17 protein-coding genes are annotated in these 23,012 nt (G+C 42.8%); 15 read left to right on the top strand and 2 right to left on the bottom strand.

Features of this window, described 5'->3' with window-relative positions:
- Nucleotides 1-3: 3 nt before the first annotated feature.
- Entirely contained in the window at nt 4-987 is a 984-nt protein-coding gene (locus FN809_RS02140; RefSeq protein ID WP_185957406.1) for a Gfo/Idh/MocA family protein, read from the bottom strand.
- 66 nt (nt 988-1,053) lie between these two features.
- Here FN809_RS02140 and FN809_RS02135 point away from each other — a divergent pair, with 66 nt between their 5' ends.
- Complete coding sequence (locus FN809_RS02135; RefSeq protein ID WP_246095396.1) at nt 1,054-2,013, top strand: metallophosphoesterase; 960 nt, start codon at nt 1,054-1,056, stop codon at nt 2,011-2,013.
- A gap of 52 nt (nt 2,014-2,065) precedes the next feature.
- On the opposite strand, the gene FN809_RS02130 is transcribed toward FN809_RS02135, so the two are convergent.
- On the bottom strand, nt 2,066-2,551 hold the full coding sequence (locus FN809_RS02130; protein WP_142531821.1) for a MarR family winged helix-turn-helix transcriptional regulator: 486 nt from the start codon (nt 2,549-2,551) through the stop codon (nt 2,066-2,068).
- A gap of 159 nt (nt 2,552-2,710) precedes the next feature.
- Here FN809_RS02130 and recF point away from each other — a divergent pair, with 159 nt between their 5' ends.
- From recF to FN809_RS02060, 14 genes are all read left to right on the top strand, one after another.
- The gene (gene recF, locus FN809_RS02125; protein WP_142531820.1) at nt 2,711-3,814 is read left to right on the top strand and encodes a DNA replication/repair protein RecF; all 1,104 of its coding nucleotides are present in this window, start codon (nt 2,711-2,713) and stop codon (nt 3,812-3,814) included.
- A gap of 66 nt (nt 3,815-3,880) precedes the next feature.
- A complete protein-coding gene (locus FN809_RS02120) occupies nt 3,881-4,171 on the top strand; it encodes a DUF721 domain-containing protein (RefSeq protein ID WP_142531819.1) in 291 nt (96 codons plus the stop codon).
- 438 nt (nt 4,172-4,609) lie between these two features.
- Nucleotides 4,610-7,420, top strand: coding sequence for a M16 family metallopeptidase (locus FN809_RS02115; protein WP_142531818.1), 2,811 nt, complete (start codon nt 4,610-4,612; stop codon nt 7,418-7,420).
- A 75-nt stretch (nt 7,421-7,495) separates the two neighbouring features.
- Nucleotides 7,496-10,507, top strand: a complete 3,012-nt coding sequence (locus FN809_RS02110; protein ID WP_142531817.1) for a SusC/RagA family TonB-linked outer membrane protein — start codon at nt 7,496-7,498, stop codon at nt 10,505-10,507.
- Between the two features lie 17 nt (nt 10,508-10,524).
- A complete protein-coding gene (locus tag FN809_RS02105; RefSeq protein WP_142531816.1) occupies nt 10,525-11,895 on the top strand; it encodes a RagB/SusD family nutrient uptake outer membrane protein in 1,371 nt (456 codons plus the stop codon).
- Nucleotides 11,896-11,901: 6 nt separating this feature from the next.
- A complete protein-coding gene (locus FN809_RS02100) occupies nt 11,902-12,402 on the top strand; it encodes a hypothetical protein (RefSeq protein ID WP_142531815.1) in 501 nt (166 codons plus the stop codon).
- A 57-nt stretch (nt 12,403-12,459) separates the two neighbouring features.
- Nucleotides 12,460-13,167, top strand: coding sequence for a hypothetical protein (locus FN809_RS02095; protein ID WP_142531814.1), 708 nt, complete (start codon nt 12,460-12,462; stop codon nt 13,165-13,167).
- A 202-nt stretch (nt 13,168-13,369) separates the two neighbouring features.
- Entirely contained in the window at nt 13,370-15,298 is a 1,929-nt protein-coding gene (locus FN809_RS02090) for an OmpA family protein (protein ID WP_185957405.1), read from the top strand.
- 232 nt (nt 15,299-15,530) lie between these two features.
- On the top strand, nt 15,531-16,889 hold the full coding sequence (locus tag FN809_RS02085; RefSeq protein WP_142531812.1) for a dihydrolipoamide acetyltransferase family protein: 1,359 nt from the start codon (nt 15,531-15,533) through the stop codon (nt 16,887-16,889).
- Nucleotides 16,890-16,925: 36 nt separating this feature from the next.
- A complete protein-coding gene (locus FN809_RS02080) occupies nt 16,926-18,974 on the top strand; it encodes an alpha-ketoacid dehydrogenase subunit alpha/beta (RefSeq protein WP_142531811.1) in 2,049 nt (682 codons plus the stop codon).
- Nucleotides 18,975-18,987: 13 nt separating this feature from the next.
- Nucleotides 18,988-19,491 carry a flavodoxin gene (locus FN809_RS02075; protein WP_142531810.1) on the top strand — a complete coding sequence of 168 codons (504 nt, stop codon included), beginning with the start codon at nt 18,988-18,990 and terminating at the stop codon, nt 19,489-19,491.
- A gap of 1,128 nt (nt 19,492-20,619) precedes the next feature.
- Nucleotides 20,620-21,114 carry a helix-turn-helix domain-containing protein gene (locus FN809_RS02070; protein ID WP_142531809.1) on the top strand — a complete coding sequence of 165 codons (495 nt, stop codon included), beginning with the start codon at nt 20,620-20,622 and terminating at the stop codon, nt 21,112-21,114.
- Nucleotides 21,115-21,299: 185 nt separating this feature from the next.
- A complete protein-coding gene (locus tag FN809_RS02065) occupies nt 21,300-22,073 on the top strand; it encodes a dihydroorotate dehydrogenase electron transfer subunit (RefSeq protein ID WP_142531808.1) in 774 nt (257 codons plus the stop codon).
- Entirely contained in the window at nt 22,067-22,981 is a 915-nt protein-coding gene (locus FN809_RS02060; RefSeq protein WP_142531807.1) for a dihydroorotate dehydrogenase, read from the top strand. Before FN809_RS02065 ends, FN809_RS02060 begins: the two co-directional genes overlap by 7 nt.
- The last annotated feature ends 31 nt before the right edge of the window (nt 22,982-23,012 follow it).

Below are 23,012 nucleotides of genomic sequence, written 5' to 3'. Positions count from 1 at the left end.
ATTTTATTGGTCAATGCTTTTAATTATTTGCTCCATAACGCGGTTAGTTCTTGCTGCCGAAATACCATCGCTAATAGCTTCTTTACCTTGCAAAATGCTTTCTGTTACTTGTTTTATCAGGTTGTACTGTATGTTCTCCGGATTAAGATAAGGAAACTCCGTTGTCCCCTTGTCTGTAATAAGCTGTATAGGATCGGGTGTAAAACAGCTCAGCCTAAGGCTGCCTTGTGTACCGATGAGTTCTATGCTGTCACGAGTAGCCTTATCATGGGTTACAAAGCTCCATGTGCCCGAACCTACAACCCCACTCGCAAACTTAAAGGAGGCACTTATGGTATCTTCTGCTTCGTACCAGGGGTTGTTGTTGGCAGTAAAACCGATGGCTTGTGTTATGGGTCCCAATAAAAAGTCCAGCAAATCCAATTGATGCGATGCCAGATCATAAAATATACCTCCACCGGCAATAGAAGGATCTATACGCCACGACTTATTTTTTTCACTTTCTTTTGCCGGACGGGTTAGATGCAAGTTCGCCGCCAGAGGGCGACCTATCGCATTTTCATCAATAAGTTGCTTTGCCTTTAAAAAACCAGGTAGTGTGCGTCGGTAATAAGCCACAAACAAAGGCATGCCGGTTTCTTTGGCCACCTGGTTCATCGCCAGGCACTCCGCATAGTTTTTTGCCATGGGTTTTTCAACATACACAGGCTTACCGGCACGCATGGCTGCAATGGCATATTGGGCATGCGTAGATGGAGGCGTAGCAACATATATGGCGTTTACCTGGGGTGATTGAATGAGTTGGTCGGCATCGGTATAAAAATGAGCTACCTTGTGGCGTTCTGCATAATCCCTGACTTTTTCGGCATTACGCCTCATAACGGCCACCAGATTAGAGTGGTTAACCTTGTTAAATGCAGGTCCACTTTTTACTTCGCAAACATTGCCGCAACCTATTATTCCCCAATTGATAATTTTTGTCATCATTAATTGTTTTAAAATAAACCAAATGTTTTATTTTTGGCTGCTGTCAACAATCAAATATATTAAAATTTGGAGCAGATAAAAGACAAAGTAAATAATATTATCCAGGAACATTGTTATTACGATATTATAGGCGATGTTCACGGTAATGCCACAGAGTTGGAACAACTGCTGCCAATGCTCGGTTATAAACAGATTTACGGCATATGGAGGCACACCCGTAGAAAAGCTGTTTTTGTTGGCGACTTTATTCATCGTGGCCCCAATTCACGACGCGTTCTGGAAATTGTTAAAGATATGGTAAAATATGGCTTTGCCCATGCCATATTGGGCAACCATGAGTTGTATGCTATTTTTCACCTGTCTAAAAATAAAGACGGGAAACCATTTAAAAAGATTTCCGACTCCTCAAAAAAAATGGCCGAACAATTGAAAAGTGAATTCCACGGGGAGGAAAAATTACTTAAGAAATATATTAAATGGATGCGTACCTTACCCATCCATCTCGACTTTGGAGCTTTTAGGGTGGTACATGCCTATTGGAACGACGATTATGCGCGTATTATAGCACAACATCGTACGGAGGGAAGTTTTTCAAAAAAAGCGCTGGCTTACATGGCCGACTCCAGGCATCCGTTGGGTAACGCCGTCGAAAAGTCAACTAAAGGCATTGAGTTTAACTTGCCAAAAGATTTAATCATTAAGGATTCGGACAATAACCGCAGAGGCAGCTTCAGGATAGGGTGGTGGAAACCAGCCGAAAATAAAACCTTTCGCGAATTGGCCTATGGTAACAAATTTACTTTACCCGATTACACCATTCCCAGGCAAATCCTGTTTCCTTATAAGTGGTATTCCGAAAAAGAACCTATGGTGTTCTTTGGTCATTATTGCATGGATAAAAACAATATGGTGGTTCGTAATAACATTTGCTGCGTGGATGCGTGTGCGGCCAACGGCGGCACATTAGCAGCGTACTGCTGGCAGGGCGAAACGGAAATGGATGCAAATCATCTGGTGTTTTTATAATTTTTTTTGCTTTTCTATAAATTGAGGTTGAGTAGTGGGCTACTATAAAATATTAACTGTCTTCTTCTTTTATAATACCTGCTGAAGTAAGTACCGGAGAAGCATCAATATCGGCTATTTCAAGCATGTTTACCAGCTTGTCTAATACTTCACCTATAGCAAGCAAATCGTCGGCCGATGCTGTTTTTAACTTTACAGCAAGCCGCTGTTGCAGTAAGTCGGGGGTTTCTTTTAAAAGGGTGTCGCCCCCCGAGGTAAGGGCAATAACCGTTGTTCTGCGGTCGCCTGTTTTGGGCAGCCTGGCCAACATACCTTTTTTCTCTAATCGGTCAATAATGCCTGTTACGGTGCTGGAGTTTAATTTTAGATGGTCGCGGATGTTTTTTTGCGTAGCTTGGTAGTTGGGCGAATTTTTCAGGTATTCCAAGCATAAAATCTGCGGTATGCTGACACCATAATCTTTTTGAATTTTTTTCGATTCCAAATTGATGGAACGAACGATGCGTCTAATTTTTATAATAATGTTTTTGTAATCCATATGGCTATTGTTATATTTTGTTTCTAATGCAAAAGTAAGGATAAAATGTAATAATAGGTAATGACAAAACAGGTTGAAATTTTATCTCTTGTTTTAAGGCAGGGCTATAAGGTATCTTTATAAGATTGGTTACCTTTGTCATCCTAAAATAGCACGTCTATGTTTTTAAAACATCTGCATCTCATCAATTTCAAAAATATCGAACTTGCACAATTGGACTTATGCAAAGGCATTAACTGTTTGATAGGTTCCAACGGTGCCGGTAAAACAAATTTGCTGGATGCCATATATTACATGTCGTTTTGTAAAAGTTTTTTTAATCCTGTAGATAGCCAGAATATTAGGCATAATCAGGATTTCTTTGTGGTGCAGGGTACTTATCATGTCAACAATGAAGAAGAGCATATCTATTGTGGAGTAAAAAACGGTGTTAAAAAACAATTTAAACGTAATAAAAAAGAATACGATAAGCTCTCGGACCACATCGGTTTGCTGCCCCTGGTAGTGATATCGCCACAGGACGAGCGCTTGATTGTTGAAGGGAGCGAACAACGGCGCCGATATGTAGATGGGGTTATTTCGCAATACGATAAAACCTATCTCGAACAACTCATCAATTACAATAAAATTATATCGCAACGTAACCTGTATCTTAAAAAATTGAAAGTGTTGAATCCATCAGCGCATGATATGCTGGATATATGGGATTACCAAATGATTGAGTTGGGTAAAAAGATTGTGCAGGCGCGTACTCGCTTTCTGGAAGAGCTTAAACCTGTTTTTTTGGAAACCTATAATTTTATCTCCGGGCAAAAAGAAGAGGTCGAATTTGTTTATAAGTCGCATTTGAAAGATAAAGATTTTAAAAGCCATCTAAAAAATGCACGTGAGCGCGATATGCTGTTGGGCTACAGCACCAAAGGGGTACACAAAGATGATGTGGATTTTAAAATTGGTGCTTACCCCATCAAAAAAATGGGATCGCAAGGACAGAAAAAAACCTTTTTAATCGCCTTAAAATTAGGACAGTTCAAGTTTTTATCCAAATATAAAAAAAAGACTCCCATCCTGCTGTTAGACGATATTTTTGATAAACTTGACACCCAGCGGGGCGACAAGCTCATAGAACTTGTAGGAGGCGACTGCTTTCGCCAAATATTTATTACGGATACGCAAATAAACAGGATACAGCCGATTCTGAAAAAAATAAAAAAGGAAAGCCGTATATTTATGGTGGACAACGGAGCATTTGATTTGATATAATGGGTGCCTGTTTTATAAACGACCTGCAAAACTGTTTATGCTTAACTATTTTGTCAAAAATATTTTATGGAAAGAAAGAATGCTGTACATATTAAATCAATTATCCATGATATTCTCAAAAAAGAGAGTTTGGATCATAAGATGCTCGAAAACCGGGTGGTGCGCTCCTGGGAAAAGGTAATTGGTAAAACTGTGGCAAGGGCAACCACCAATATTTATATGTATCGGGGTACCTTGTACCTGAGCATTAATTCCAGTGTAATGCGCAATGAGTTGCTTATGTTGAAGGATAAAATAATGCACGCCCTGAACGAAGAAGTGGGCCACAAGGTGGTAACGGCCGTGGTAATTCGATAAAGGGATATTTTATTAAAATTTTACGCGCCTCCAACTCGCCAACCCTCAAACAGAGTATCGGTTCGGGCAAAAATATTCGGCGTGTTTTCAGGCAGATGGCTAAATATTCTCCTCATGATCGTTAATAAACAAGAGGGGATACCGGGCCACATGTTGCTATTAATTGTAAAAATGAATGTGAAAGCTTTACTGCAATAAATCTGAATTTAAATCAATTGTCTTTCCTTGTATTGGTCGATTGTGCAGATGCTCTAAATTCCATAAAGGATGCTATATTGATAGGCTTTGCATGCAATTCATATTTTGATTTATCTTTTTTTCTTGCCCATTTTTTTAATATCTTTGCGCCCGTTTTTGCGTTCCTATCTGGGCGCGACAAATAACGGACTCTTCTAGGTCAAAAAAAATCATCATTTTTTATTGTTAAAAACTAATAGAATGAAATACCATATTTCAACATATTTTTGTGTTGTTTTCTTTGCTTTATTTTTTGCACATGAGGCTAAGGCACAGTCAATAGATCCAACCCCGATACCTTTGAACCCCGCAGTTATAAAGAAAACGCTGCCCAATGGATTTACTTATTTTTTGCAGCACAACAGCATACCCCAAAAGCAAGTTCAAATGCGCATGGTAATCAAAGCCGGATCGATATTAGAAACGGAAGAACAGCGTGGTTTTGCTCACTTTTTGGAACACATGGTTTTTAACGGGAGTAAGCATTTTCCGGATAATTCCCTGATTGATTATTTACAATCGATTGGCGTGGAGTTTGGCGCCGATTTAAATGCTTACACCGGCTACGACGAAACGGTGTATATGTTGCCCCTGCCCAACGCCCAAAAGGAAACGCTGGATAAAGCATTTTACTTTTTTGGCGATTTGCTCTCAGGTTTAACCCTAAATACAGCAGATATCGATAGTGAGCGTGATATTATTCTGGAAGAGTGGCGCACTACCATCGGATTGAGTGAGCGCTTGAAACAAGCAATGTATCCCTTGCTGTACCACGATTCTCGTTACCTTCACCGCCGCCCTATCGGACGGATGGAGGTGGTAACCAAACAAGGGAACGACGAAGAGCTGCGCAAGTTCTATCGTTCGTGGTACCGACCCGATTTGGCCACGCTGATCGTAGTGGGCAATTTTGATCAGGAAAATATGGAGCAACGTATCCAAGCTACATTCGGACATCTTCAAAATCCGGAAAATGCACCCGAACGCAAGTATTATACCTTGCCCAAGCACAGCCATACCTTGGTGAAAATTATCAAAGACAAGGAAATTACCAGCACCTCGGTTAAGATTATCCGTAAATTACCGCATCGCCCCGAAGAAACATTGGGCGATTTAAGGCGTAGTGTGGCCAATATCGTTTATACTTACATGATCAATCAGCGGCTCACCGATATCGCTCAACAAAATAATGCACCTTACATGTATGCGCAGTCGTATGCAAGTAGCGCACCCGGTAAAACGGAGCGGTATATGTCGCTGGCCACAGTAAAAGCCGACTTGATACTTGAAGGCACTCAAGGGTTAATGCGCGAATTGTTGCGTATAAAAAAACATGGATTTACCCAGGCCGAGCTGGATCGGAAAAAGGAAGTGTTATACGCCGACGTTGAGCGTATGGCACAGGAGGGCGACAAGCTATCGTCGGCACAAATCATGGAGGGTATCTCAAATCATATTGTTTATGGCGAAGAGAACGCCAGCTTGTCCTTTAAAAAAGAATTTGTTCAAACCGTGCTCGATGAAATTACCTTGGAGGATATACAGGCACTGGTAAACCAATACTTAAATCAGTCGGAAGATAATCGTGTAATATTGGTCACCACGCCCGAAGATACCCAAACCCCAAGCGAGCAAGAGCTTCTGGCGGCCATAGAAAATATCGATACCGAAAGTTTGCAAGCCTATGTAGATATGAATGTGGACGAACCTTTAATGGAAACCAAACCGGAGAGCAAACCTATCGTGAAAGAAACTTTTTACGAAAAAATGGGCATTACCACCATCGAGTTTGCCAACGGCGTGAGTGTGGCCTTAAAGCCTACCGACTTTAAAAATGACGAAATCCGCTTTTCCTCGTTACGTGAGGGGGGCTATTCGTTGGCTACGGTGGATAATTTCGATAATGCATCCATGGCGGCTACTTTGGTGAACGGTGGTGGGCTTTCCAAATTCAATGCCATGCAGATAGACCGGATTACTTCGGGCAAGCAGGTGTATGTGGCACCATATATCCACCGATATACGGAGGGGGTTTCGGGCTTTTCGTCGAAACAGGATTTTGAAACCTTGCTGCAACTGACTTACCTGAGCTATACGGAACCACGGAAGGATGTGGATAGGTTTGTACAATTTATTGAAAATAAAAAAGAGTACAACAGGAACAGCCTGAACAGTCCGGATTCCTATTTCACCGACCAGGTGAACAAGGTGATGATGCAAAACAGTCCGCGAACGGCCACATTATTAACCCCCAAACAATTGGATAAGTTAAGCTTAGATAAAGCATTTGATTTTTATCAATCACGATTTGGTTCCGCGTATGGAACGCGCTTTTTTATGGTGGGTAGTTTCTGTGTTGATTCGGTAAAGCCACTTTTGGCACAATATCTGGGCAGTCTTCCGGGCGATAAGATTAATACTTCTTATACCGATCATGGCATTCGTCCGCCCAAAGGAGCCCATCGTTACGATTTTCCACGGAATACAGTGGATAAGTCGAAGATGCTGATGCGTTTTACGGGTGCCTACCCAAGCACGCAAAAATCAAGGATAGAAATGGGATTGCTGAGCGACCTGCTCACCATCCGTTTAAATCAGAAATTACGTGAGGAAATGGGTGGTGCTTATTCGCCCTATGCTTCGTCTACCGTTTTGCAACGACCATACAGCAGTTATCGGATGGACATCTATTTTACCGGTTCGCCCGCGAATATTGACGCATTGGTGGATGCTACCTTTGGCCAGATAAAAGAGATGCAAAAAGGAATAAAGGCCGAAAATTTAGCGAAAGTAAAAAAAGCGTGGCTCAAAAACAGAGAAGGCTCGCTTAAAACCAACGGCTACTGGCGCCGTGTACTGGAAGATCAATGGACGCGCGGTGAAGATGAGCAGGATTTTGAGCGCTTTGAAGAACAGATTCAAGAGGTTACAGCAAAGCGCTTGAGCAAGCTGGCCAAAAAATATCTGAACAAGAAAAACCACCTGCAATTTATCCTTAGCCCGGAAATTTGACCTGGGATTTAAGTTGTTTTTTTGTTTCGTCTATTTTAATAACAAAAGCTGCATCAGTTTATTATTTTATTTATAATGAGGTTTACACAAAAGTATTATTGCCTTTTTACCCTTTTCCTTTGTCTCGGTTTTGGTTTGGGCACCCACGCGCAGGAGCAAATTACGGTAGAAGGTATCGTTACGGATTCACAAACGGGCGAAACACTTATCGGAGCAACCGTATTAATAAAAAATACTACTTCGGGCGTTATAACAAACTACGAAGGACATTACAAATTGGGCGGTCTTGTGCCGGAAAATATATTGGTTTATTCTTATATCGGTTATCAACCCCAAGAACTTACAGTAGGTACGAAGACTATTATTGATATTCAGTTAAAGCCCGCTTCGCAAGATTTGGAGGCAGTGGTGGTTTTTGGTGAAAATCAGAAAGATGTGCGCACCATCACCGGCTCGGTGGGAAAAATCGATACCAAGGTTTTTTCGGCGGGCACCCCTGCCGGTTCTTTCGATCAGTTGTTGCAAGGGCAGGTGGCCGGACTGGCCATACAATCGAGTGGTGAGCCGGGCGAAAAGGCGACCATACGAATCCGTGGTAATAACTCCCTGGGTATCCGCTCAAAAGACGACATTGAGCTGGTTTCCGCCAACAGGGCAAACGAACCGCTCTACATCCTCAACGGATCACCCATCTCATCTGATGTATTCAGTACCATTAACCCCGATGATATTGTCGACATCAGGGTGCTTAAAGATGGCTTATCTACCGTAGAATATGGAACGCGGGGCGCAACCGGTGTGATTGAAATTAAAACTAAACGCGGTATTGTGGGCGAAACCAGCTATAACGTGCGCTATCAGCATACGGTAAAACCCATAGCCGGACTGGGTGGCATCAGTTTGATGAAATCGCCTGAGAAACTCGCGCTCGAAAGAGAGCTGCAAATTGTTTCCGGTTTGGGGTTTATTTATACCCCGGCACCCGGAGATTCCGAGGAAGAGATATTTATAAAAAATAAGCGTTATCGCGAGCTCCAATCGGTGGATACGGATTGGTTAAAAGAATTATCGCGCATAGCCCAGGTAAAAGATTTGCAATTGAGCCTATCGGGTGGAGCCGACAATACCCGCTACTACATCTCGGCGAGTTACTACGATGAAGAAGGGGGCTTCGACAATTCCTGGGCAAAACGTTTTACCACGCGTTTTAACCTGGATCATAACCTAAACGAGGAGGTGTCTATAGGTTTCGATTCATCGGTAGGTCGTAGCCAACGTTCCAAATCGCACTCATCGCCGGCAAGCCTTATATACACCTTGCAACCCTACGAAACGGAAAGCACCGTCGATTTCATTGCGCGCAACCCAATTGCCATTGGTGGACAATATTTCGAATACCCCAACGACGAATTGGATAGTCGGTATTCTGATTACACCTCCTGGAGGGTCGATCTGAACTCCAGGCTAAACTGGGTCGTCACCGACGGTTTAAACCTGAACGCTACGTTTGGAATAACCTACAACGATGGCGAAAATAACAGTGTAACCCTACCCAACAAAATAACCGGGAACGCCGGACTGATAAAAGGGAAAGGTGCTTTTAGCAAAAATGAATCTAAATCGCTTACGTCGCGTGTCAACCTGGGGCTCGATTACAGAAAACGCATGGGCGATCATTCCGTTTCGTTGAGTGGCGGGAGCGAATATATCCATACCAAAAACTGGGGCTTTGGTTTTAACAGTATTGGTATTTCGGATAAGGTGGATCCTGAAATCGGTGCTAATCCCAATGCTACAGTTTCTACGGCAAAATATTACGATGCACTGTTGGGTCTTTTCCTGCGCGGCAACTATAATTTCAGTTCTCGTTATAATGTAACCGGATCGTTTCGCTACGACGGCTCTTCTATTCTCCCCGAAGACAAGCGTTTTGTGCCGGCCTGGGGGGTAGGTGGCGCATGGAACATACAGCATGAGCCATGGTTCGGTCGGTTCGATAGGTTCGATCAGTTTAAGTTGCGTGCTTCTTATGGTGTAAATTATAATTCGGGCGGCATCAGGCAAACGCTGGGATTGCCCTTTTACGACTTTACCAACAGCAATACCTATATGGGCAACAGGGTAATTAATCTGGTGGAGTTTTGGAATCCCGACCTAAAATTTGAGCGAGCCAGGCAATGGAGCGTGGCACTGGATTTTGGTCTGTTCCATCATCGCATCTATGGTACCCTCGAGGGTTATGTAAAAAACACCGATGATCTGCTGGCAGCAGTCGATATACCGGCCAGCAACGGCTATTCCGGCTTGTTGCGCAATATTGGTGCCCTGCGCAATAAGGGTATCGAATTGCAATTGAGCGCGGTAGCCGTGCGTACCGATCATTTTCGTTGGACTACAAGCATTAACTATGCCTATAATCAAAATAAAATAACCGATCTGTATCTTCAGGATGAGATAAAAGTGGGTAGCGAAGGATATTTTAAAGTGGGCGAGCCCATTAATTCGGCCTACGTAAAGCACTGGGCAGGTGTAAATCCCGTAAATGGCATGCCCATTTATTACGACGAGAACGGGAACCTGGTAAGTGGTGGAGTAGCCCCCCAGATGACAGGTTTTGGAACCTACACCCATCCGGTAACCGGTGGATTTACCAATATCTTTAACTACCACAATGTAGAAATTTCTACCTTATTTACCTATGCCTGGGGGGGCGTTAATTACAATAACCTTAAAGCCCGCATGATACGTAACGTAAAAAACGGAGAAGTGCCCTACGAGGGTTTTTATAACGATATATGGTTAAAACCGGGCGATAATAAACCCCTGCCTTATCCTAAATTCTTTTCCGACACCAGCGTTAATTCGTTGTTTGTTGAAAATGCCTCGTACCTGCGCTGGAAAAACCTTATTGTGCGCTACAACCTGAGCGATCACCTGAACATGAAAGGGGTGTCCTCGTTTAAACTCACCGCACAGGCCAATAACCTACTAACGATAACGGGTTACGAAGGTATCGACCCCGAGATTACCGGTATCGGACAAGCACTGCCGCGATCATTTACTTTGGGATTGGATATTACTTTTTAAGCTAAACTGCGTGTACAATGAAAAAGATAATTAGAAATATACAAATAGCATTTTACGGCACCGTACTGCTGTCGGCTTGCGAATTGCTGGATATCACACCCAAACATGTGGTCCCCGAAGAAACGGCCTTTTCTGATGTGGACTCATACCAAATGGCCTTAAACAATGTGTTCCGCAACCTAACATCATCGGTGATGAATATGCAAAGCACCGATTTTGCGAGCGATGACTTTTCGAGTGTGATACCGGGCTATGCACCCACCAATTACTACATTTATAATTGGGATTATCAAACCCAGCCACAGCCCTTTATCTGGACTTATCAATATCAGTTGATCGCCAACCAAAATGTGTTGATAGGCAATTACCCCATCGTTCCCGCTGCCGATGAAAACGAACAAAATCAAATCGACCAAATTTATGCTCAAGCCCTGGGACTACGGGCATGGTCATTGTTTAACCTGGTGCAATTGTATGCCCCCCGTTTCAATGGCCAAAACATTGGAGAAGCGGCCATACCGCTAAAAATTAAACTCGAATTGGAATATCTGCCCAAGGCTACTCTGGGCGAGGTGTACGGGCAAATTTTTAGCGATTTGGAGAAGGCGGAACAGCTGTTTGTGGAAAGCGGATATGCCCCTTCGTCCAATTATAAAGCCTACCAATTCGGTTTGGATGCGGTACGTGCCCTTCGCGCAAGGATAGCGCTTTTTACCGGCGACTTGGAGATGGCCCAAAATGCTGCGGCTCATTTTATTAATACCCCATTGCTGCCCAAAGATGATTATTGGATGTTGTGGGAAGACCAATTTGGGAGTGGTAATAATGAGATTATTTTTATGACCCACGATTTGAGTGATACTGACGATGCCGACTTGGTGGATTATCACGAAATGTATGTGACCAATGGTGTGCGATTAAGCGATGAGCTAATGGCCAGCTTTTCGGTGGACGACGTGCGTAAAGGGTCTTCCTACATCGGTCCCAACTTAATGCCTTACAAACATATTATCCCGGAAAACGAGCGCAACAGCCAAAGCGATCGAAACCTGCATTATAAGCATTTTCGCCTGGGGGAGCAGTATTTGATTTATGCCGAAGCGATATTGCCGTCGGATCCCGACGAAGCAATGCGCGTGCTGAATATATTGAAGGAAAAGAGAGGGGCCGAATTACTGACCGCGAGGCCCGAAATTTCGGATATCCTAAAAGAACGCCGTAAAGAGCTGTTTGCCGAGGGATTACGGTTTTATGATTTAAAGCGCTTGTCCGATGAGTTGAACATAGTGGTACAGCGTAATAACGGTAAAGTGCTGGCGCCCAATTCGCCTTTATATGTTTGGGATATTCCCAAAGTAGAAACCAATTCAAATCCATACATTAATTAAATACACATGAAGAATATAGTTATAGTGTTATTTGCTTTATGGGTGTTTGCTTCGTGCGAAAATCCTTATGAAAATGTTTCGGAAGAAAAATATTATAAGGGGTATCCTTTTGTGAGCCTTAGTTCCGAGCAGTCGGCTGTCCGCTTAGGTGTCCATGAATCTACCAATCAAACCATGCAAGCTGGCGTGTTCAAAGATAGTTTGGTGCTCAGTAGTACCATCAACGAAGATCTTGTTGTTTATCTGGAGATGGTTGACGAAGAGACGCAGGGAGTGCTGAATGATAATTTTACGTTTCAGGAAAAGGTGACCATACGGGCAGGGCATAACTACGGGAGTTTTACCGTTAGCGCGCTCAACCTGCCGCAGGACGAAGTGAGTAAATTTAAATTGACCATACGCATAAAAGAGGTAGATAAGGAGCAGGTTATAGCCGGTTTGTACGGGATAAAAAAGGAAAACGAAGCCAGGCAAAAACGTTTTAAAACCTACTCTTTTCAAAAATAAACTTTTATTATTTATTATAAACAAAAGGGAGAAATTCCAAAAATTAAAATGATTACGATGAAAAAAATGAATGTGTTTTTTGTGCTCATGTTGGGTGCAGTAGTAAGTTTTTCTTCTTGTTCGAGCGATGACGATTTAACCCCGGAGGAGCAGGAAGCAAAAGATAAGAAAGAGTTATTGGCAGAAATTACCGTTAATTACAACATGGTAATAGCCAAGCAATGGGCATATAAAGCATTTGAACCTTCGGCTGATCTTTTAGCGGCGTCAAAAACAGAAGATGGAGCCGATGCATTAACAACAATTGCTAAAGCGGAACATGCTAAAAATTTCAACCTTGTATTGTCATTCGGAATGGAAGGTGATTCCGCCAAAGCCAAAGTTGATGTTAATTTAAGTGATGAAGAGATTGACGTTCAACTAAAGGCATTTCAAGATGACCTTTATCCGGATTTTGCAGAGTGGGGATTTATATTGGGAAAAGAAAGTACTTTGGCATCGTTTAGGCGGGTTATCGCAGCACCATTCGCTGCCGATGACTTAAAAATAGACGATATTACCAATGAAGAAACCGGTCTTTGTATCTTTAAAATCGGGATGAGAGATTTTACAGAGCTAAATTACGATGATTTGGTACTAAACCAGAAAAAACTGGTTGGCGGTAATGTCGACAAAATTTATTTAAACGCGGACGGAACGCTTACCGTGGAAGTAACGGATGAAAAATATGGTGTTTCAAAATTAATACTGGAAGAAGTAAAATAAGCTGTTGTTACCAGTTTAATTAAAGGCCGTTCAATTGCGAACGGCCTTTTTTAGTATAAGTGTTTTCTCTAAATATCTTTTATCCACATGGCGGTTTGCCCAATTGTGCTATTTTTGTGCAAACTAACTATATTTCATTTTTATCGTGCTGTATTTTTATCGAATCGTATTAAAAATTTTTGTCTTTACGCTTGTTATTGGTATGGCCGTAGGCGCCGATGCCCAAAAATTATCCACATCATCTAAAAAAGCAACAAGCTTGTATAAAAAAGCATTATCTCATTATAAATCTCACCATTACAATCAGGCCAAAGCGCCCCTTATGCAGGCCATTAAAAAGGATGCAAATTTTATAGAAGCTTACCTTTTGCTGTCGGAGGTATTTTACGAGCAGGAAGACTACCAGCATCAGGCCGAATATCTGGAAAGGGTAGTGGAGCTTGATTCTACGTTCTTTGTTTTTAGCTATTACAGTTTGGGGGTGGCGCGTTTCCATTTGGGAGAGTTCGATAAAGCGGAGCAATGGTTTCGGAAATATAGCAACCGAACCGACAACTCTAAATTCAAGCAAAAAGCCCAGGAATGGATAGAAAAAGCGCAGTTCGCAAAAACCACGATGGAAAACCCCAAGCGCATAGAGGCGCTTAACCTGGGCAAAAACATTAACAGCCATTATAATGAGTACTGGCCTAGCATCACCGCCGATGGACAAACCTTGGTTTATACGGTTATGGTTGACAGGGATTCTGTGCTAACAAAAAAACCTTATGCCAATGCCCTGGCTAATCATTATCACGAAGATTTTTTTAGTTCTGTAAAAGATACGGCAGGGCAATGGAGTCCGCGAATTCAGCTGTCGGCACCTTTAAATAGTGGCAGCAACGAAGGGGCGCAAACCTTATCATCGGATGGCAATTGGATGTTTTTCACGGCCTGCGGAAGATCCGATAGTAAGGGCTCCTGCGATATCTATTTCAGCCAAAGGACGGCGACAGGCTGGAGTGAACCCAAAAATATTGGTGGCCCCGTTAATACGCCTTATTGGGAATCTCAACCCTCTTTTTCTTCGGATGGAAGAACCTTGTATTTTGCGAGCAACAGAGCCGGGGGGCTGGGCGGCAATGATATTTGGCGGGCCAGACTTATCACAACCAATGACGAAGGTACTCCTGTTTTCGCTGCCCCCGAAAATTTGGGCGATAAGGTGAACACACGTTTTAATGAGGTGTCGCCTTTTATCCATCCTGATAACAATACCTTGTATTTTGCTTCGGAGGGATGGCCGGGAATGGGAAAAGCCGACTTGTTTATGTCACGCATGGAAAATGGGGCTTTTGTAGAGCCTCCGGTCAACCTGGGCTTTCCCATTAATACGGCCGGCGACGAGGTTGGCCTGGTGGTTACGGCAGATGGTCGTACAGCCTATTTCTCGTCCGACAGGTACGGAGAATCCTTTGGAGGACGCGATATTTATAGTTTTGAAATGCCCACGGAATTACAGCCGCTGCCGGTTTCGTATGTAAAGGGACGGGTTTTCGATATCCGGACACTCGAAAAACTTAAGGCTTCTTTTGAGCTTAAGGATCTTAGCAATGGTAAAATGGTGGTAGAAGCGATGTCTACAGATTTCTCAGGCGATTTTTTGGTCTGCTTGCCTATAGGGGGGTCTTATGCCTTAAGTGTTTCTAAAAAAGGATATCTGTTTTATTCTGACCACTTTAGTATGGATACTGTGTCGGCGGTCGACAATCCTAGAATATTGGATATCTATCTTAAACCTATCCAGGCAGGTGAGACTGTAATACTCAATAATATTTTTTTCGAAACAGATTCGTACCAGTTGCGCGAAGAATCGGAGATAGAATTGCAAAAATTGCTGGAGTTTATGAACGAAAACAGCCAAACAAAAATTCAGTTGTTGGGTTATACCGATAATGTGGGCTCGGTAGCCTATAATCAGGAACTAAGTAAGCAAAGAGCCCAACAGGTATATGAATATCTTATTCGGAAAGGGATAGCGGCAAACCGTCTTTCGTTTAAAGGCAAAGGCATGCATAACCCGGTGGCCTCTAACGATACAGAGAGTGGCCGTGCCAGAAACAGAAGAACGGAAATGCGGGTAGTTGAATAAGAATATTTGTGATGGCAGAACCATTTATGCGATTGTGTGTTTATAATTCGGACATGTAAAAATCAATAGATGTAATAAGTAGGATTTCTATCTTATCTTATTTAAAGTCGTTTTAACCAAATGCTTGTTCCCCAGCTCTTAACCCTTTTTTAAGGACTATAAAGTTTTGGTTTGGATTAAAACAATATATATATTTGAATATGCTTAAATAGAAATAATAAATAAAAACGATATGTCAACATTTGAAATTCTGATGCCTAAAATGGGCGAGAGCGTTGAAGAAGCAACAATAACAAAATGGTTCGTTTCCGTGGGGGATACCATCGAGGAAGATGACTTACTGTTGGAAATAGCAACCGACAAGGTCGATTCAGAAATCCCTTCGCCGGTGGCCGGTACAGTTAAAGAAATTTTGTACGATACCGATGCGCTTGTCCCTGTTGGTAAGCCTGTAGCCGTTATCGCACTCCAAGGCGATGAATCGGAAGGTGAAGCAAAACCCGAGTCATCCCAGGTAAAGGATGAAAGTAGTAGCGATAAGCAGGATACCACCCCGGCCAAAACAGCAGGGAATACCCAAGCAGACCAGGGCACAAAGGAATCCGGTAATGACACATCGGTTAATCAAGAGGAGCAGAAAAGCTCCGACAAATTCTATTCACCTCTGGTGAAGAGTATCGCCAAGAAGGAAGGTGTTTCGTTTAAAGAGCTCGACACAATTAAAGGAAGCGGGCAAAACGAGCGGGTAACCAAAGCCGACATATTGAATTATATTGAACAAAGAGCTTCGGGTTCTGCCAGCGATATAAAGGAGGCTAAATCATCTGAATCTGCAGCCCAGCCTGTTGCACAAATAACACGGCCTCCGGTTTCGGTTAGTGCCGAGGACGAAATCGTCCAAATGGATCGTATGCGTAAAATGATTGCCGAGCACATGGTCATGTCAAAGCAGGTGTCGCCCCATGTTACCGCAGTGGTAGAGGTGGATATGACTAACATTGTGATGTGGCGTAATAAAAATAAAGAGGCCTATCAGAAAAAACATGGCGAAAAAATAACCTATACGCCTATATTCTTTGAAGCAACGGCCAAGGCACTGCGCGATTTTCCGGGAGTTAATACCTCGGTTGACGGCGATAAAATTATCTACCGTAAAGATGTAAATATCGGTATGGCAGTGGCTCTGCCCAGCGGTAACCTTATTGTACCCGTTATTAAAAATGCCGATCATAAAAACCTCGTTGGCCTCACATCCGATGTAAACAAACTGGCCAACCAGGCACGTAACAACAAACTCTCGCCCGACGACATTCAGGGCGGAACCTTTACCATCACCAATTTTGGTTCATTTAAAAATATTCTTGGTACACCTATTATCAATCAACCTCAAGTAGCCATACTGGCCGTGGGTTCTATCGAGAAAAAACCGGCCGTTATTGAAACGCCCACGGGTGATGCCATAGCCATCCGTCATAAAATGTTCCTCTCACTGTCCTACGATCATCGTATTGTGGATGGTGCACTAGGGGGTAATTTCCTGAGGAGGATTGGGGATTATCTGGAGCAGTTTGATATGGACAGGGTTATTTAGCTATTTACACAGACATTTAATTAAAACTTGAGGACAATGAAGTCAGACGTAAAAGAAATATACAAAATAAGAACAACGGAAAAGGAGACACTCCTGAAATGGTACCACCTCTTAAGGCTGGGGCGTAGTCTCGATGAGCGTGCGCCAAACTATTTGAAGCAGGCCATAGGCTGGTCGTATCATGCGCCGGCTGCGGGGCACGATGGTATTCAGCTGGCTATCGGGCAAAACTTCGATAGGAGCAAAGATCATCTTTTTCCCTATTACAGGGATTTGCAGACTTGCCTGGCGGCTGGCTTAACTGCCGAAGAAATAATCTTTAACGGCATATCTAAAGATACCGATGTAGCAGGAGGTGGACGGCACATGTCTAACCATTTTGCTAAGCCAGAGTGGAATATCCACAACGTTTCGTCATCTACGGGTAACCATACCCTGCATGCGGCGGGTATAGCTCGCGGTATCAAAACGTACAAGGCCAAAGGAGTGGCCATTAGCTCGCAAGGCGAATCTTCGGTTTCCGAGGGGTATGTTTATGAGGCCATCAATGGGGCTAGTAATGAGGAGTTGCCTGTGGTGTTTGTGATTCAGGATAATGGGTACGGTATTTCAGTACCCAAGGAGGATCAGACAGCCAACCGCAAGGTGGCGAAGAACTTCGAGGGCATGAAAAATTTGCGTATCATATACTGTAACGGTAAGGATGTGTTTGATTCGATGAATGCCATGACAGAAGCCGTTAAATGGGCCGAAGAAGAGCAAAAACCTGTGATCGTGCATGCCAACTGCGTACGCATCCATTCGCATTCTAATTCCGACAGACACGAACTCTACCGCGATAAGGCCGAACTGAATTATGTAAAAGAATACGATCCCCTGGCCAAGTACCGCAGGATGTTAATCCGCTACGAGCGGGCTAGCGAAGAAGAACTGGAGGAAATAGACGCTAAGGTAAAAAAAGAGGTTTTAGCTGCTCATAAGGCGGCTATGGCAGCTCCCGACCCCAAACCGGAAAGCGTGTACGACTTTGTTTTCGCCCCGGCTTACGAGCCTAAAAAATTTCCCGATGGTCTGCATAAGCATGATGGTGAGCCAAAAAAGCTCATTGAGGCACTCAATGGTACGCTTAAGGAGGAGTTCAGGCACAACCCGCATACTTATATCTGGGGGCAGGACATGGCCAATAAGGACAAAGGCGGTATCTTTAACGTGTCAAAGGGGATGCAACAAGAATTTGGTAAAGAACGGGTGTTTAATGCACCTATAGCCGAAGACTATATCATGGGTACAGCAAATGGTATGTCGCGTTTCAATAAGGATATTCGAATTGTAATTGAAGGTGCCGAATTTGCTGATTATTTTTGGCCGGCCATGGAGCAGTTCGTAGAAACTACGCACGAATACTGGCGTACCAAAGGTCAGTTTTCACCTAATGTAACCGTAAGGTTAGCCTCAGGTGGTTATATTGGTGGTGGACTCTATCATTCGCAAACTATTGAAGGTGCACTCACAACTTTTCCGGGGGTACGCGTAGTTTATCCTTCGTATGCCGATGATGCGGCAGGCTTGCTGCGTACTGCCATGCGCTCTGAGGGGATGACCCTGTATTTGGAGCCGAAGGCACTCTACAATTCGCCCAAGGCGGCTACTCCCATTCCCGACGAGTTTGAAGTGCCATATGGTAAAGCAAGGATCAGACGTGAAGGCACGGATCTTACTATAATTACTTATGGTAATACCACGCATATGTGTGTAGAGGCGGCCAACGCCCTTAAAGAAGAGGGGATAGGAAATATAGAGGTGATGGACCTGCGTTCTTTAATTCCCTTGGATAAGGAAGCAATATTAGCGTCGATTAAAAAAACATCGCGTGCGCTTGTGGTGCACGAAGACAAGGTGTTTGCCGGTTTTGGTGCCGAAGTGTCAGCCATTATTACTGAACTTGGTTTTGAGTATCTCGATGCACCGGTAAAAAGGGTAGGATCCGTTTTTACTCCGGTGGGTTTCAATCGTATTTTGGAGGCCGAAATTTTGCCTGATACCCAAAAAATAAAGAGTGCAGCAGCAGATTTATTGGCTTATTAAATTTATTACCATTATGAAAAAAATAGGACTATTTTATAGCTTTAATTCGGTAAAAACACGTCAGCAGGCCGAAAAGATCGTGAAGCAACTTGGCGAAAAAAATGTAGAACAGGTTAATGTGGAGGAAGCTAGCCAAGAAGAATTTATGGCTTTTAGCAATTACATTCTGGCTGTGCCTACCTGGTTTGATGGAGAACTGCCCAATTACTGGGACGAGTTCTTGCCCTCGGTGGAAGAGGATTCGCTAAAAGGAAAAACTTTTGCGCTTTATGGCGGTGGCGACCAAAAAGGTTATCCCGAAAATTTTGTGGATGGCATTGGTATTTTGGCCGATTTTATTGAAGCCCGAGGTGGTAAAGTAATAGGTTTAACTTCTACCGATGGTTATGAGTTTGAAGCTTCCAGGGCACAAAGGGGCGATAAATTTATGGGTCTTGCACTGGATATCGAAAACCAGGCTGCGCTTTCTAACGAACGGATCGAAAAATGGGTGGAAAGTCTTAAAAAAGAGTTTTGAGATGATGTAATAGGGGCAACAAGAAATTGACATTATGCTTTTTCCTGTATGCCTTAGATTAAATAAGATTAAAGGTTCTGTGCTTGGCGCAGAACCTTTTTTGTTTTTATAAGCAATAGATCAAGCCAAAATATAACATAATTAAGTGCTTTAGATTCGCTCGTAGCAAAGCTTCGCGAATAACTACATAATCTACGACTCAAACAAATTCTACTATAATAGGCCAGCGATAATTAAACTAAATCTTTAGGAGCCCGATAGTGCGTTCTTTAATTGAGGTGCAAATTATCCGGGATAAATCATTCGATTCTACGGATAGCATGGGTAGGCCTTACTTGCAAAGTGTTACAAATGTAAATGATAGCATAAAGCATAATGACGTACGATACAAATGTATACTGCAGTAAAGCCTATGTATCCCTGAATGGGGGAGAGGGGTGCTGTTTTGTAAACATTTATTCACCTGCAGTCATCTTGATATAGTATTGTTTTACAAATGTCTTTACATATTTTCACAATTAATATAATGGTTTAATTATCAGAAATATGCGAGCTTTATTTAATTGAAAAATTGATAGATAATAGGGATGGACTGTGGCGATCGTTATTTTTAGGGGTGAAATCGTATGTTTTAGTTTTATATAGCATTGCAAATCAGATATTTATGTATTTTATATAAAGTTTAAGTTTGCATAGATAGTTTCGTCTATCTGAGAAAGTGTATTTTCGGTGGTTTAGGATGATTTGAGCTACTTTTATTTAGGCTGGATGGCTGCCATTAATTGCCCTGATGGCATTACGACACGTCAGGTGCTTTAAATCTTAAACTACACCCTTATAATTGCTTAAAACAGCTAAGTAAAGTAACGGTTTGATGTTATTTAATACCTAAGCAAGAATAGCTTACATTATAACTGGATTTTACCTTTTATAGCGCACGCAGGGATCTTAGCTTTGTAAGGATCTTGTATATTTATGCGTTGGGTATATGTTTCATATGTAAATATTAGTTACATTTGTACGGAGTACTAATAGATGTTACATTTGTAGCACAACAGTGCTGTTTTCAATTGTAACAATCGTACTCTTGTGTTTAATTTACAAGTGTAACTCATATTATTCCAAACTATGAAACAAAGATTACAAACACTACTGGCCAGCGAAAAAATAGCCTCCTCAAAATTTGCCGATATAATCGGTGTAAACAGGTCAAGTATTTCACATCTATTGTCTGGTCGGAATAATCCCGGTCTGGATTTCTTGCAAAAAGTACTGGTAAAGTTCCCGCATATAAATCCCGATTGGCTTTTATTGGGACAGGGCACGATGTACCGAAATAGCAAAGAAAATACCACTGCTTTACCTTTAAGTAAACATTTATTTGAGCAGGGAGAGGAAAAGAAAGAGCCAGGCAAACAGTCCCCCTCAGTGGAAAAGGAAGAGAAGGAAGAGCCCGTAAATATATCGAAGGAACCAGAAGAACGTGCTCCTTATAATAGCAGCAAAGAAAATGTACAAAAAACCAATCCACCTACTGTGGCAAAGCAAGCTGAACGTATCGTATTTTTCTATTCAGATGGGACATTTGACACCTATGTGCCCAACAATTCCGGTATTAAATAGACCAAGTTATGGCGTGTATCTCGAAGGGTAACCTACAAGGGTAAAACTGTTTATGTAAACTAAAAGGGCATGCCTGTATGCTTATTCGTGTATGCCTGCATGGTCTTTTCCTTTGATTTATTATATTTGTACCGCAAAACACAATCGTTTACATATGTAAACTACCTTGTGGCTGATTTATGTATATGAAAAAGAGAGTAGAATTATTTACGGTTACCCGTAACCGCAGAATTAATAACGAATATATCGTTCTGTATGCCAAAGCTAATGGTGAACTCCCCGATATTTCCCCCGGCGAGTTTGTAGAAATAAAAGTGGAAAATGGGCAAAACACTTTTTTGCGCAGACCCATTTCTATTCATGAGGTGCACCAAGAGACAAACGAAATGCTTTTGCTAATTCAAGAGGTGGGCGAAGGCTCGCGTTTGTTGGCGGCTTTGATGCCTGGCGATAAGTTAGATTTGATTTATCCGCTGGGCAATAGTTTTACCGTACCTAAAAGTGGCAGAATGCTGCTGGTAGGTGGTGGTGTGGGGGTTGCTCCGTTGTTGATACTGGGCCGACGATTACGTGAGGAGGGAGCTGAGGTTAATTTTTTATTGGGTGCACGCGATCGCGAGATATTAATGGATCTTACGGATTACAAGCAACACGGATTGGTTGGGGTTACCACAGAAGATGGTTCTGCCGGGGTAAAGGGCTATGTTACCGACCACCCCTTGCTTAAAGAAAGGCTTAAGGATATGGACCGGGTTTATACTTGTGGACCTGATGCTATGATGCGGGCGGTGGCAGCGGTGGCCAAAGAGGCTGGTATTCCGTGTGAGGTATCATTAGAGAACATGATGGCATGTGGCTTTGGTGCATGCCTTTGTTGTGTAGTGGAAACTCGAGAGGGAAATAAAAATACCTGTACGGAGGGACCTGTATTTAACATTGATGATTTAAAAGGATGGTAAAATTAGCGGTTGATATAAACGGATATTTGCTTAAAAACCCCGTGATGACGGCTTCGGGTACTTTTGGGTTTGGCGAAGAGTATGAGGATTTTATTGATATTGGTGCCCTCGGGGGTATCGTGGTCAAAGGCACTACTTTGCACCATCGCGAGGGTAATGCTTATCCAAGAATGGCGGAAACGGCCTCCGGAATGCTTAATGCGGTAGGCTTACAGAACAAAGGGGTGGATCACTTTGTTTCCAGTATTTATCCCCGCATCAAGCATTACGATACAGGAATTTTTGTTAATGTTTCCGGATCTACTATAGAAGAATACATACAAACGGCCGAAAAACTCAACGGTTTGGAGCAAATACCGGGTATCGAGCTCAATATTTCCTGTCCTAACGTAAAGGAAGGGGGGATGTCCTTCGGCGTGCATTGTCCTTCGGCTATTGCGGTTACCAGGGCGGTGCGTGATGTTTACAAGGGGCATCTTATGGTAAAGTTGTCACCCAATGTTACGGATGTAACGGAAATGGCCAGGGCTGTGGAAGGGGCCGGGGCGGATTCAATTTCTTTGATTAATACCTTGTTGGGCATGGCCATAGATGCTGAAAAGCGTCGGCCATTGCTTTCTACTGTAACGGGGGGCTTATCGGGTCCCTGTATTAAACCGGTGGCTTTGCGCATGGTGTGGCAGGTATATAATGCGGTAAAAGTTCCTGTAATAGGCATGGGGGGTATCATGAATGCTACGGATGCTATAGAGTTTATGTTGGCTGGTTCTACTGCTATACAGGTGGGTACGGCTAATTTTATCGACCCTAGCATATCGGTTCAAATAGTAGAGGGTATAAAAGCTTATATGCTCCGTCATGATATTACAGATGTAAATAGCCTGATTGGGGGTATGCTAATCGATTAGATGGCTGTAAGGCGTTACTTTGGTGGGTATA

Source organism: Saccharicrinis carchari, from assembly GCF_900182605.1.
GTDB classification, from domain to species: domain Bacteria; phylum Bacteroidota; class Bacteroidia; order Bacteroidales; family Marinilabiliaceae; genus Saccharicrinis; species Saccharicrinis carchari.
This window is presented reverse-complemented; position numbering and strand designations above follow the sequence as displayed.